The organism is Agrobacterium larrymoorei (assembly GCF_013322225.1).
Taxonomy (GTDB): domain Bacteria; phylum Pseudomonadota; class Alphaproteobacteria; order Rhizobiales; family Rhizobiaceae; genus Agrobacterium; species Agrobacterium larrymoorei_A.
On sequence record NZ_JAAMFB010000014.1, the window covers coordinates 1 to 11,910 of the forward strand.

14 protein-coding genes and 1 pseudogene are annotated in these 11,910 nt (G+C 54.8%); 6 read left to right on the plus strand and 9 right to left on the minus strand.

What is annotated here, in order from left to right:
- Positions 1-97 (plus strand): annotated as a pseudogene (locus G6L28_RS22840) (IS21-like element helper ATPase IstB); the annotation flags it as partial.
- Between the two features lie 222 nt (positions 98-319).
- Here the strand turns inward: G6L28_RS22840 and G6L28_RS08155 are convergent.
- From G6L28_RS08155 to G6L28_RS08170, 4 genes are all read right to left on the minus strand, one after another.
- Positions 320-760 carry a regulatory protein GemA gene (locus G6L28_RS08155; RefSeq protein WP_174063292.1) on the minus strand — a complete coding sequence of 147 codons (441 nt, stop codon included), beginning with the start codon at positions 758-760 and terminating at the stop codon, positions 320-322.
- On the minus strand, positions 747-1,154 hold the full coding sequence (locus tag G6L28_RS08160) for a hypothetical protein (protein WP_174063293.1): 408 nt from the start codon (positions 1,152-1,154) through the stop codon (positions 747-749). Before G6L28_RS08160 ends, G6L28_RS08155 begins: the two co-directional genes overlap by 14 nt.
- A 99-nt stretch (positions 1,155-1,253) precedes the next feature.
- On the minus strand, positions 1,254-2,045 hold the full coding sequence (locus G6L28_RS08165; RefSeq protein ID WP_174063294.1) for an ATP-binding protein: 792 nt from the start codon (positions 2,043-2,045) through the stop codon (positions 1,254-1,256).
- Positions 1,963-2,481 (minus strand): hypothetical protein, encoded by a 519-nt coding sequence (locus G6L28_RS08170; protein WP_174063295.1) that lies wholly within the window; start codon positions 2,479-2,481, stop codon positions 1,963-1,965. The genes G6L28_RS08165 and G6L28_RS08170 overlap by 83 nt, the downstream gene beginning before the upstream one ends.
- Positions 2,482-2,669: 188 nt before the next feature.
- Between G6L28_RS08170 and G6L28_RS08175 the strand changes: the two genes are divergently transcribed.
- Entirely contained in the window at positions 2,670-3,203 is a 534-nt protein-coding gene (locus tag G6L28_RS08175; RefSeq protein WP_174063296.1) for a helix-turn-helix domain-containing protein, read from the plus strand.
- A 356-nt stretch (positions 3,204-3,559) separates the two neighbouring features.
- Positions 3,560-4,288: a transcriptional repressor LexA gene (gene lexA, locus G6L28_RS08180; protein ID WP_174063297.1), complete on the plus strand. Its 729-nt coding sequence runs from the start codon at positions 3,560-3,562 to the stop codon at positions 4,286-4,288.
- 284 nt (positions 4,289-4,572) lie between these two features.
- On the opposite strand, the gene G6L28_RS08185 is transcribed toward lexA, so the two are convergent.
- On the minus strand, positions 4,573-4,977 hold the full coding sequence (locus G6L28_RS08185; RefSeq protein ID WP_174063298.1) for a GFA family protein: 405 nt from the start codon (positions 4,975-4,977) through the stop codon (positions 4,573-4,575).
- A gap of 201 nt (positions 4,978-5,178) precedes the next feature.
- On the opposite strand from G6L28_RS08185, the gene G6L28_RS08190 reads away from it, so the two are divergent.
- Both G6L28_RS08190 and G6L28_RS08195 read left to right on the plus strand, forming a co-directional pair.
- Positions 5,179-5,856 carry a glutathione S-transferase N-terminal domain-containing protein gene (locus G6L28_RS08190; RefSeq protein WP_174063299.1) on the plus strand — a complete coding sequence of 226 codons (678 nt, stop codon included), beginning with the start codon at positions 5,179-5,181 and terminating at the stop codon, positions 5,854-5,856.
- Positions 5,857-6,063: 207 nt separating this feature from the next.
- A complete protein-coding gene (locus tag G6L28_RS08195; RefSeq protein WP_174063300.1) occupies positions 6,064-6,501 on the plus strand; it encodes a PACE efflux transporter in 438 nt (145 codons plus the stop codon).
- A 65-nt stretch (positions 6,502-6,566) separates the two neighbouring features.
- Here the strand turns inward: G6L28_RS08195 and G6L28_RS08200 are convergent, their stop codons facing one another.
- The 4 genes from G6L28_RS08200 to G6L28_RS08215 all read right to left on the minus strand — a co-directional run bounded on the left by G6L28_RS08200 (position 6,567) and on the right by G6L28_RS08215 (position 10,588).
- A complete protein-coding gene (locus G6L28_RS08200) occupies positions 6,567-7,130 on the minus strand; it encodes an ABC-type transport auxiliary lipoprotein family protein (RefSeq protein WP_425292663.1) in 564 nt (187 codons plus the stop codon).
- Between the two features lie 74 nt (positions 7,131-7,204).
- Positions 7,205-8,575 (minus strand): MCE family protein, encoded by a 1,371-nt coding sequence (locus tag G6L28_RS08205; RefSeq protein WP_174063301.1) that lies wholly within the window; start codon positions 8,573-8,575, stop codon positions 7,205-7,207.
- Positions 8,576-8,577: 2 nt separating this feature from the next.
- Positions 8,578-9,417, minus strand: coding sequence for an ABC transporter ATP-binding protein (locus G6L28_RS08210; RefSeq protein WP_337795754.1), 840 nt, complete (start codon positions 9,415-9,417; stop codon positions 8,578-8,580).
- A 10-nt stretch (positions 9,418-9,427) separates the two neighbouring features.
- Positions 9,428-10,588: an ABC transporter permease gene (locus tag G6L28_RS08215; protein WP_174063303.1), complete on the minus strand. Its 1,161-nt coding sequence runs from the start codon at positions 10,586-10,588 to the stop codon at positions 9,428-9,430.
- A 145-nt stretch (positions 10,589-10,733) separates the two neighbouring features.
- On the opposite strand from G6L28_RS08215, the gene dgcA reads away from it, so the two are divergent.
- Positions 10,734-11,717, plus strand: coding sequence for an N-acetyl-D-Glu racemase DgcA (gene dgcA / locus G6L28_RS08220; RefSeq protein WP_174063304.1), 984 nt, complete (start codon positions 10,734-10,736; stop codon positions 11,715-11,717).
- The last annotated feature ends 193 nt before the right edge of the window (positions 11,718-11,910 follow it).

Sequence of the window (11,910 nt, forward strand, 5' to 3'; positions counted from 1 at the left end):
CGGCACACGTGGACGCTTCTACAATGTCGTTGACCTGGTTAACCGGCTGGAAACAGAGACACGCAACGGCAAGCAAGGTCGGATGGCCGATTACCTTACCCTCTGCAACCCCGGCCAGCGCCGGGCAGGCCAAGCGCTGATCGCATACAGGGGGTCAAAATTGGATAAGTAAAAGGGGTGAATGTTCGGTGCTGATTGACACCCTCGACCGCAATTGAGAACGAAATTCGCAGGTGGGGCCGTAGAAGGCTTTCGCAAGCTCTGCGCGATGATTGCGCGGAAAACTCTGGAGATCGATTCCACGGCCTTTAAACCGCCTTCAATTTTGATCCTGCTGACGAGAGTTCATGTTGCGGAGCGCCGAAATCACCTTTGCCGCCTTTTTGCTGTCAACGAAGCGGAGCGACGACACCTTGTGGAAGCGGTCCAGCCATTTGCTAAGCTCGGCATCGTTCTCGTCGTCTCGGCCAAGGAACTTAGCCCATAACGACCGGATGAGTTCAACCTGCGCCGGTGTCGCCATGGTTGGGCGATAGCCATAGCTGCGCTTCGTCCATGTGGATCGGAAACCCATCGCCGTGAAGTATTTCACGGCTGCGAGAAATCCCGGCTGGTGGAGATCGGCGGCACTATCGTATCCAGTGACCTTAACGAGAATGGCGCGATAGGTGTCCTCATCGAGTCCCAACTGCTTTTTCGCGACATGCAAAAGGGCGATCTGCTTCGGAGTTACTGGCAGGGACGACTTAGGCGCTCGCATTGGCCGTCTCCTTTTTGATCATGTATGGCGGCTTGTCTGTGTGCCGCTCTGTCGGTGGGCCGAGATCGATCCCTGTTGCGATGGAGATCACCCTATTTACCACGTATTTTGAAACGCCTGCCCATTCGGCAATTTGGTCGGTGTCACGGATTGCCAACTTGGATGCGGTGAATTCTGCGAACTCATCACGCAATGCAGTTGCGATGCTTTCGAGGTGACGGCATTGCAGGTTGAGAAGCCGCTCCATACCGTAACCGTCCGCGCTCAAGTCTTCACCAGTTCGGATCGAATGTTCAACCATGGAGCCAAACGACTTGACCGCGATGATTGCCACGTCCATGTCGTCAAGCAGTTCGCGATAGTCCTTGTATTCCTGTGTCGGGTATGCTGGCATTTCATTCTCCTCGTTGAATGTAGGCGTGGCTCCGCACTACGCCGCACAACTGCGCGGAGCCCGTTGGTTGAAAGGTTTTTAAAGTCGGGGAAGCTGCGGTTAGGCTGCTTCGGGTTGCATCAGCCGGAGCAAATCAGGCTTCGTTGTGAGAATGCCGAGCGCACTTCTCAAGTGCGGGAGCCGGACACCCGTTGCTCCGCCCGTAAGGCGCTTGGCTGTTTCAAGTAACTGGACGAGATCGCGGAAATTCGTCTTCGCGCCATAGGCCGCAAGAACCCCATAAGCGTCCATGCCCTCGACATTGTAGGTGCTGCCGATCAGATCACAGTCTTTCCGACTTGGCGCTGGAAGCTGCCTTGTCATTGCGATCCGGCTTTCTATCTGCGCCCATGTGTCTGCTTCCTTCTTGCGCGTGGACGCTAGACGTTCGGCGTTACCTGCCAGCAATAGACCGATCCCGCATTTTTCCTGAATACGGAGAAGTTCGCGGAAAGCAGGCACTTCGAGGGTCTGCACTTCGTCGACAACAAGCAAAATAGGACCGTCATTGTAGGTGCCTGTTTTGTTATTGTATCGATTGCCAGACCGGAAATAGTAGTAAGCTTCGTCGGCAAGCTCATCGATATATTTTTGCTGCGAAAGCTGACCGGCCTCCCGCAACAGCAACTGGATCATACCTCTCGGAGCCTTACTTTGCTGAGAGATTTCGCAATATACGCCTCCGAAATCTTCCGCGATGTGCCACAAGGCCGAGCTTTTGCCTGTACCGGGTTTGCCAATCAGGCGAACCGGAAATTTAAGGTCTAGGCTATATTGCGCGGCTTCGCGCACCAGCTTTACCGTGGCAGTCTCTACGATGATTTCGGGTATGTTCGCAGGGCGAGCGCGCATTATTGTACCTGCCTTCCTGATCCAAAAATTGAGAGAGCAAACTCACCGCCTCGTCATTCGAACGGCGGATTTCGTCGTCGCGGCGCTGACTGTCCAAACTGTCGACAGGAACCGGCAGAATTGCCCGCCGCTGCGATCCCGGCTGGTCGATGGATATGGTCGCGTCCGGCTCGTTCGGAATAACGGGCAACTGCTTGCGTCCGAACTCGATGAGTTCCGCGCCGACATCAATGGTAGGAACCGACTTGGCGAGCTTGGTGAGAGCCTTGTTGCGAACGCTGATGCGGCGGGCGCTTTCCTTTGCGCCGCGCTCGTCCAGCACGTCGAACTGTTTGTCAGAAACCGCGATACCGATGTCGTTGCCGTCTTCGTCAGTGATCCGAAGTTCGGCAAAGCCGTGATACTTCGGTACGTGGGCAATGAAGCTCAATCCCATGCTGACGCACCAGCCGCATGACTGGTTTGGTAAACGATTTAGCGTCGTGCCTTTGGCAACTAGTTTTCCTCTAATAAGATGATAAAGGCCGTTATCAGGTTGTTGCATCAAAGGATTGCCCGTGCGATTGTCGTTGCAATATGCAATCTATGTTGCATTTTGCGACTTGTAAATAGGAATGTTTCAAAATGCGTACTTACGACGCAAACGCCGTCATTGACCGAGCCAAGTCGCTATGGGCGCTCAAGCAGGATCAGGAACTTGCAGATATGTTGGAAGTATCCCGAACCACGCTCGCTTCGTGGAAACGTAGAAACTCAATCCCCACCAAATATCTCTTCAAGATGATATGGGGCCTCGACACGACAATGGACTGGCTTTTGACGGGGAAGGAAGACGAATCTGTTGACGATTACGGGTTTTCCAAAAAAAAGCCGCTGGTTGATGACAGGATTTTCTGGCTGTCTCTTCTTCTTTTAAGACTTCAACTTTCGGATGGAACTGAAAAAGAAAAGAAGATTGCTGAACTACTAGACGACAACGATTTAATGGGCCTGCATATTAATCTCAGTAATTTAATATCGGTGCTGAACGACACTAAAGAGAAATGGCTGAAATCGGGCATCGTTAAAGAGAAGGATGTCTATCGTGCCATAGCCACAGAGTATGGCTTGAGCATCGGTTTTGGAACGAACCCGCCGCCCACATGGTGGGATGACTGACGCCCATTTTCCCAATACTTTCTCAATCCAACCTAAGCCCCTTTGTCTAAACGATCAATTTTCCCAATAAAGTAAGCTTAAACAATACCTTGGCAGCTACGCTGGAATGGCGAAAAGCTTATTCTCCCAATTGGCGCATTGGGAACCCCTATTTTCATACAGAAAGTCTAATGAAAACAACGGAAGTTAGCGGTCTTCATTCCAGCTTATCTATCCGAATTTGATCAGCGCCATTCCCGTTTTGTTTTCGCGCCTACAGAACTTAGCCGAATTTTAAGGGATTGCGGAACACATATGGAACATATAGTGTCTGTTCTGTATTTGTTTCACGAATCTCTCTCCGGGGGTCTTTCTTCATGCTCACGCGCAAACAGCAGGAACTGCTTCTTTTCATTCATGAGAGAATGAAAGAATCCGGCGTGCCGCCATCCTTCGATGAGATGAAGGACGCACTCGATCTGGCGTCCAAATCGGGCATCCACCGCCTGATCACGGCGTTGGAAGAGCGCGGCTTTATTCGCAGGCTTCCAAATCGTGCGCGCGCCCTGGAAGTCATCAAGCTACCGGAAGCATACACACCCTCTCCTGCAAAGCCGCAGCGTGGCTTTTCGCCAAGCGTCATTGAAGGCAGCCTTGGAAAGACGAAAGCGCCAGAGCCTCCCGCCCCGGCACCGAAGCCTGCAAACGAAGGACTATCGGGCGCGGTCAGCGTTCCTGTGATGGGTCGCATTGCAGCGGGTGTGCCGATCTCGGCTATCCAGAACAACACGCACGATGTTGCAGTACCGATGGATATGCTCGGCTCGGGCGATCACTATGCGCTGGAGGTCAAGGGCGACTCGATGATCGAGGCCGGTATTTTCGATGGCGATACGGTGATCATCAAGAACGGTAGTACCGCCAATCCCGGAGATATCATCGTCGCACTGGTGGACGATGAAGAAGCAACCCTGAAACGCTTTCGCCGCAAGGGCGCATCCATTGCGCTTGAAGCTGCAAACCCGGCTTATGAAACACGCATCTTTGGTCCTGATCGGGTAAAAATACAGGGAAAGCTTGTAGGTCTCATTCGGCGCTATCATTAAACCGTCAGGTCAGCGGTGCGCACATCTGGATATACTCTCCGTGCGCGCCAGGAAACACTGGCCAAATCCTAGTGAAATCGCTTGGGTTCTACAGAGTTCGGCACGGCTGAGCGTGAGTAGAAATCTAACTCTGAAGTATATCCCGCAAAACTGCGCATCGGTTTTGCTGTGATGATGCAGGAATAAGCTGGAGCATATTGCGTAAATCCTTTTTCGCGTAACATGCTCCAAATTCTTGGATCATTTTCGACATATAACCGGTTGTCGCTGTCATTTTCACAGACTCATCCTTGACGCCCTTCTTCTTCCCTGCTCGTCGCCTCTCGGTCTTCTTCATATTGCCGCATCATCGGAAAGTCGGGCAGCCACCCTTCCCGGCGGATTGTCCAAAGCTCATAGGTCGGCTCGAATTGATCGGGTGCGTCTAGAGAGCCGATATTGACTTCAATTTCATCGCCGCTCCGTCCGAAAACCGGAGAGCCGCAGGATCCGCAGAAGAAACGGTTCTTGTAATCTCTCGTTTCACCCTGGATCTCTACAGCATTCGCGGGAAAGATCGCTGATGCATGGAAAAGCGAGCCGTGATGCTTGCGACAGTCCATACAGTGACAAACCCCAACGCGGTATGGCTTGCCCGTCGCTTTCAATCTGACTTTGCCGCATAGACACCCCCCAGTCACACTTTCCAAATCGAGCCTCCTCTATCTGAAGGGTGACGCGTAAGGGGTGCGAAAAGTTCCCTTGTTCCTCGGCAACGATGCTGTTGAGGTGCGCCCTCGTGCTTGCGTCCCGAAGCCATCAAATAGTTTGAAGACACTCATCATCCAACGGCCCTGTATTGCAGCGGCATCCTGCGTTACGAAAGTCCACTCAGTCGGAAGGAGAATGCCGTGTACGATCTTTATATTGCCAACAAGAATTATTCGTCCTGGTCTTTGCGTCCGTGGATTCTGATGCGCACGCTCGGCATTCCCTTTGACGAAAAGATCGCACCGTTTGGCGATCCGTCGCAGGACTTCAAATTGTTTTCTCCAACGGGACGGGTTCCCTGCCTCGTTGACGATGCGCTGACGATATGGGATTCGCTTTCAATCATAGAATATCTGGCTGAACGTCATGACGGCGTCTGGCCGGTAGATGCAAAAGCACGTGCGTGGGCTCGGTCGGCGAGCGCTGAAATGCATTCAGGGTTTTCCTCATTGCGCAATGATCATCCAATGAGCGTCGGGCTTCGCATACGTCCAGCCACGATCAGCCCGTCGTTGCAAAGCGATATCGACCGCATCGATACGCTCTGGCAGGAAGGGCTTTCAAAATTCGGCGGTCCTTTCCTCGGCGGTGATACCTTTACGACAGTCGACGCCTTCTTCTGCCCGGTCGCGTTCCGCTTCCAGACCTACGGGACGAAACTGTCTCCCGCCTCCGACGCTTACAAGAATTCGCTTCTTTCGCTGGACGCCATGCAGGATTGGCAGACCGCCGCCTTGAAGGAAACATGGCGCGAAGAGGGCCATGAGCTTGAAGCAAGGGCCGTTGGGGAATGGATCGAAGATTTGCGGGCCGCCTGAACCAGCGTCCGCGCAGATGAGAAAGTGGGAACGACCACTTTCTCATCTGGCTCGGGCATCAGCACGTTTTCAGAACAGCGCTTTCTTGTTCCATGTCCGGAAACTTGCAAGAATTCTCCCAAGGCCTTATATCATCCTCGCGAGGACGACCTCGGCCATGGCGGCGAAAGCATTCGGGACGGCCCGATACTATCTCGGGAGTTACCCATGCGTAGCATTGGCGATCGTATCCGCCACGCCCTCAGCTTCGAAATCATCGGCCTCATGCTGGTCGTGCCGCTCGGAGCTATCATCTTCAAGATGCCTCTAAGCGACATTGGTGTCGTTGGCGTCGTCAGCGCCACCGTCGCAACCGCCTGGAACTATCTTTACAATCTTGGCTTCGACCATCTGATGCAGCACGTCCGCGGGACGACGCAGAAGACGACGCAAATCCGCGTGGCCCATGCCATCCTGTTCGAACTCGGTTTGCTGATGGTGCTGATGCCGTTCATCGCATGGTATCTGCAAATCACCATTTTGCATGCTCTGGTGATGGATATAGCTTTCGCGCTCTTCTACGTCGTCTACGCTTTCGTCTTTAACTGGGCATATGACGCGATCTTCCCGTTGCCTGAATGGCAGAACAAGCCCGCAGCTGAATGAGGATCATATAAAAACGCCGCGCTATCATCTCGATGCGCGGCGTTTCGATTGAGCGGACGAGAAGATCAGAGCGATCGCAATGTCCAGGCAACAATCTCACGGTTTACAGCCGCAAAGGCGCTATCCAGAGCCTTGACGAAATTGGCGCTGCCCGTACCGGCTACGCGTGCGCTGGAACGAAAGACTTCTTGCGCCCGCACCGTGCCGTTGCGATCGTTCAGCAGCTTTACCGAAATCTCGATATTGGCAACATTGCCCTTCGTATCGATCTCGAAGCTGCGAATATCCGTCACGACCTGATAATCGATGGCCAGCCCCTGGCCCGGCCGCCCCACCCCACCAAGTCTGCCCGTATCCTCGAATGCTTCGACCAGCTTGGACTGCACCATACGCGGCAGGCTATCGCTCCACTGCGAATTCGCAAGATACTGCACCTCAGAGTCAGACAGACGCACGACGATGTTTTCGCTGTTCAGCGCCTTAAGCGCCGTTGGCTCCGCAATCAACAGCTGGCGGGAGCGCAGCGATGGCGCCTGCGTAACAGGCGCAGTAGAGACTGACAAATCGAACGTATCGTTCTTCGCGCTACCGCCGCAGCCTGCAAGCAGGGCACCGAGCAGTGGCAGCATCACTACAAATCTGGTCGAGGCTCGGGAAACTCCCTGCCGACGCGTCAGCGAAACCATGAACTCACTATCCCCCATCAACGCCGTGTCCGGCCGTCATATTGTTTTACGTTCTCGCCACCGAAGATCAGACGCTGCGGATCGCGGTCGAAATTAGTGATCGTATTGTTCAGATTGTCCACGGTCTGACGCGTGCTGCCGATCAGTGCCTGGAAATCCTTCAGGCCCGAGCTGGAGAACCGTGCCAGATTGTCCGCAATCGGCCCGATACGCGCGTTGAGATTGTCAGCCACGGCCTTGAAGGATGCGAGCGTCTCACGCGCTTTTGCAAAAAGCGAATTGGCATCGTCGGTTCCAAGCATGCCATCGACCTTGGCCAAAATGCCATCGACGCGGCTTGAAGCGGCGTTCAGCTTGCGGGACATATCGGTGAAGTCGGCGATTGCCTGATCGATATCCGGCGCACGCGTGCCAACGCTGTCTGCAACCTGCTTGAAGGAGGCGATTGCCTGTCGCGCATCCGCCGTTGCAGCCGATACGTCTTCCACCGCATTGCCGACCTTGGCCGCATCGACGGACGCAAGCAGCTCGTCGGCGCGTTTGACCACAGTCTGAACTTCAGCGCTTGCCTGCTCGAAATTACGCGATGTGCGCTGCACCGTTTCCATCACGTCCTGAATACCGCCTGACGATGCGGCGACATCCGACGTCACCTTGTCGACATTGGTCAGTATGGAATCGATCTTCTGCGAATCCACAGCCTTCACCAGACCCTCGACCGCTGTCAGTGTACTATCCAGACGCACCGAAACGGACTGAACGGTTGTCGAAAGCGAGCTCAGGCTTTCGATGAAGTTCTCGATGCCATCCGAATTGGAGGCCAATGCGTTGGAAAATTTCTCGGCGTTGCGCACCGTCTGCGTCAAAGGCCCGCGTGCATCCTGCACGAAACCCTGTAGCTCGCCAATTGCGCCATCGGCACGGCGAAGGATCTTGTCTGCCGTTGCCAGAAGGTTGGTAACGCTGGAAAGATCGGCGGTCAATTCCGCAGGAACGCCGGTTTCGAACGACTTCTGGAGGATGCGCTCGTCATTGTTGCGCCCGCCGGAAAGCTCGATGTAGGCGGCACCGGTCAGGCCCTGAATTTCAAGAACGGCACGCGTCGATGGGAAAACCGGCGCATCCGCCTGCACTTCGGTAAATGCAATGGAGTAGGCAGGGTCATCACGGTCGATGGAGAGCCCACGTACGGTTCCCACGGGAATACCGTTGAACCGCACCGGTGAGCCGACGGAAAGACCGTTTGCAGAACCCGGAATACGGATCGTCAACTGCGCGGTCGGGCCGCCCCGCCCGAATTCTGCCATCCAGTAAACGAAGCCGAAAGCAGCCGCGATCACGATCAGCGTGAAAATTCCGACAATGGTGTAATTTGCCTTGGTTTCCATGCTTATCCGTTACTCCCCGGAATCTGTTGCGTGCCATCCGGCAGGACGACGGCGCGAGCCCGCTTTCCGCGGAAATATGATTGAACCCAGGGATCGTCACTATTGAACATATCCTCGAGCGTACCTTCCACTGCGACCTTATTGTTGCCGAGAACGGCAATGCGGTCGCAGACTGAAAACAGACTGTCGAGATCGTGGGTCACCATGTAAACGGTCAGCCCCATCGAATCACGCAGCCGCGCAATCAGCATATCAAATTCTGCGGCACCGATCGGATCGAGACCGGACGTCGGTTCGTCGAGAAACAGAAGATCCGGGTCTAGCGAAAGCGCGCGTGCCAGTGCGGCGCGCTTGATCATGCCGCCAGAGAGTTCGGACGGGAACTTATCGGCAGCGTCCGGCTTCAATCCGGCCATTTCGATCTTGAGCGCGGCCAGTTCGTCCATCAATTTCTGGGGCAGATCGAGATATTCGCGCATAGGCAACTGAATGTTCTCCTTGACCGTCAGGCCAGAGAACAACGCGCCTTGCTGAAACAGAACGCCGATGCGTGTGTCGAGCGCCATGCGCTCTTCTTCGGACGCCTTGTCGTAGTCCGTTCCAAGAATTTTGATCGTCCCGCCTTGACGCGGCAAAAGCCGAAGAACTGAACGCATCAACACCGATTTTCCAGCGCCGGAAGGGCCGATGAAACCAAGAATTTCGCCCCGATAGACATCGAGATCGAGATTGTCGAGAACAACCTTGTTTCCGAAGGCTACAGACACGCCCTCGACAGAAAGCACGACCTCGCGATCTTTGTTCCTGTTTTCTTTTTCCCTGATGGCTTCCTGTTGCTCCACAGCCCTCTCCTTAAAAATCGATGGCTGCATAGAAGATGGCGAAGACACCATCCACCAGGATCACGACGAAAATCGATTTGACGACCGACGAGGTAACGTGCTGACCGAGCGATTCCGCACTGCCGCCCACCTTCATGCCCTCGACAGCCGCCACGATACCGATGATCAGCGCCATAAAGGGCGCCTTGATCATGCCGGACGCTATCGTCGAACTTTCGACGGCTGCGTGAAGACGCGATACGAACACTTCAAAGGTGATGCCGGAATAAAGCAGTGACACGACCGCCGCCCCGAACAGCGCCGAAAAATTGGCGATGATCGTCAACAGTGGCAACGCAATCGTCAACGCCACCAAACGCGGAAACACCAGCACGCCGACCGGGTTGAGCCCGATGACTTTCAGCGCGTCAATCTCCTCGCGCATTTTCATGGAGCCGATTTCGGCAGTGATGGCACTGCCTGAACGACCTGCGATCATGATGGCTGTCAGAAGTACGCCGATTTCGCGCAATTGCAGGATGCCCACGAGGTCGACCACGAAGACTTCCGCGCCGAAGTAACGCAACTGAAACGCGCCTTGCTGCGCAATGATCGCACCGATCAGAAACGACATCAGCGTAATGATCGGCACGGCGCGCACGCCCATGTGGTCGATCTGGTTGACGATGGCGGCTGGCGAAACGCCGCGCCCACGCCCCAGCTTCATCTGCGCCCCGCGAACGGCGGAGCCGAGAATATACATGCCGGCCAGAAAATCCGCGCCCGCCTGCACCACATTCCTGCCGACAGGATCGAAAATGCGCTGCGTAAGGCTTTTCCTGTTTTTATCCTTCGGCGGCATCGGCGCTTCCGCGGGAAGAGACGTGATGATCTCTTCGACGCGCTCATTGCCTTCGAAAGTTACCTGCGCACCGGACGCCTCCAGCCTGCTGCGCATACGGTGAAGTATCCATGCGCCGGTCGTATCGATATTGTCGATATTGGAAAGATCGATCGTTACGGGACCGGATGTGCTGGCTGCTTCTATCTTGTCGATATCCGGTAGAACCGAACTGATGTTTGCATTGCGCCAGGAACCGCTCAAAACAAAGCGCGCACCGCCTCGCTCTGCGTTGTCATCCGCCGAGATGGCCGCCGATTGCGCCTGTTGCCGTATTTCCTGTTCTTGCATCTTGCTCCAAGCGAATGCAGCTTACTGAAAGATTCTCTTAACGATTCATATCGTTTGCCGGACCAGCAAGCCACAGCGGTGCACACGAAATGGATGGAAATATCTCCGGTTCCAAGGTTTTACCCCGAATTATAGGGCAATTTTCATGCGCCGTTACCTCGAAGCCACAACAGACACCTTCCCAGTTGCAGGCAGCTTTACCATTTCACGCGGAAGCCGCACGGAAATCCATGTGGTAACCTGCACCATCTCCCAAGATGGCGTGAAGGGTATCGGTGAATGCGTGCCGTATGCGCGCTACGGCGAAACCATTGAGGGGGTGATTGCCGATATCAACGCAGTCGCTGACTCGATCGCGAATGGTTTGGACAGGATACAGCTGAAACAACGGATGAAACCGGGTGCTGCCCGCAACGCGGTGGATTGCGCTCTCTGGGATCTGGAAGCAAAGCTTTCGGGAAAGCCAGTCGCCTCTCACGTTGTTTCCGCGTCTCCTAAACCGGTCCTTACCGCCTACACCATCTCACTTGGCGATGCGCAGACCATGGCTGCGAAGGCTGCGGAAAACGCTCATCGTCCGCTGCTCAAGATCAAGACCGGAACGGAAGATGACGAAGCACGCCTGCGAGCCGTTCGCACGGCGGCTCCCAATGCCGCCATCATCGTGGATGCCAATGAAGGCTGGAGCGATAATAATATAGAGCGTCACCTTGCCATTGCAGCGGAGCTCGGCGTCGCCTTGATCGAACAACCCCTCCCTGCCGGCAAGGACGCCATTCTGGCCAATATAGAGAGAACGGTTGCCATTTGCGCGGATGAAAGCGTCCACCTCACAGCCGACCTCGCATCACTTCGCGACCGCTACGACGCCATCAATATCAAGCTCGACAAGACCGGCGGCCTGACTGAAGCGCTCGCCATGAAAACGGAGGCCGAACGCCTCGGCTACACGATCATGGTGGGATGCATGCTCGGCACGTCGCTTGCCATGGCGCCTGCGGTTCTGCTGGCACAGGACGTCGCCTTTGCAGATCTGGATGGTCCGCTGCTTTTGGCGCGGGATCGCGAGCCGGGGCTGGTATATGATGGCTCATGGGTGCATCCGCCTGAGCGGGAGCTATGGGGGTGAATGGCCATCGCCCAAAAAATGGCGGCACCCCTCACCAAGAAAATCTATGACTTAGCTAAAGCTAAGACCATGATTTTCTATCCTCTCCCACAAGGGGACCATTGCAAAACCCGACGAATATGATTCACTTTGTTTGTGAGCGATCGAAGGGGCGGTGGCATGGCGATGAAGAGCGGTTCTCAGTTCAGCTTTG

Excerpts from the sequence above, each read along its gene's own strand:
- G6L28_RS08155 (WP_174063292.1), bottom strand. The coding sequence starts at position 760 with ATGCGAGCGCCTAAGTCGTCCCTGCCAGTAACTCCGAAGCAGATCGCC.
- dgcA (WP_174063304.1), top strand. The coding sequence starts at position 10,734 with ATGCGCCGTTACCTCGAAGCCACAACAGACACCTTCCCAGTTGCAGGC.
- G6L28_RS08165 (WP_174063294.1), bottom strand. The coding sequence starts at position 2,045 with ATGCGCGCTCGCCCTGCGAACATACCCGAAATCATCGTAGAGACTGCC.
- G6L28_RS08170 (WP_174063295.1), bottom strand. The coding sequence starts at position 2,481 with ATGGGATTGAGCTTCATTGCCCACGTACCGAAGTATCACGGCTTTGCC.
- G6L28_RS08200 (WP_425292663.1), bottom strand. The coding sequence starts at position 7,130 with ATGCTGCCACTGCTCGGTGCCCTGCTTGCAGGCTGCGGCGGTAGCGCG.
- G6L28_RS08160 (WP_174063293.1), bottom strand. The coding sequence starts at position 1,154 with ATGCCAGCATACCCGACACAGGAATACAAGGACTATCGCGAACTGCTT.
- G6L28_RS08205 (WP_174063301.1), bottom strand. The coding sequence starts at position 8,575 with ATGGAAACCAAGGCAAATTACACCATTGTCGGAATTTTCACGCTGATC.
- lexA (WP_174063297.1), top strand. The coding sequence starts at position 3,560 with ATGCTCACGCGCAAACAGCAGGAACTGCTTCTTTTCATTCATGAGAGA.
- G6L28_RS08175 (WP_174063296.1), top strand. The coding sequence starts at position 2,670 with ATGCGTACTTACGACGCAAACGCCGTCATTGACCGAGCCAAGTCGCTA.
- G6L28_RS08195 (WP_174063300.1), top strand. The coding sequence starts at position 6,064 with ATGCGTAGCATTGGCGATCGTATCCGCCACGCCCTCAGCTTCGAAATC.
- G6L28_RS08215 (WP_174063303.1), bottom strand. The coding sequence starts at position 10,588 with ATGCAAGAACAGGAAATACGGCAACAGGCGCAATCGGCGGCCATCTCG.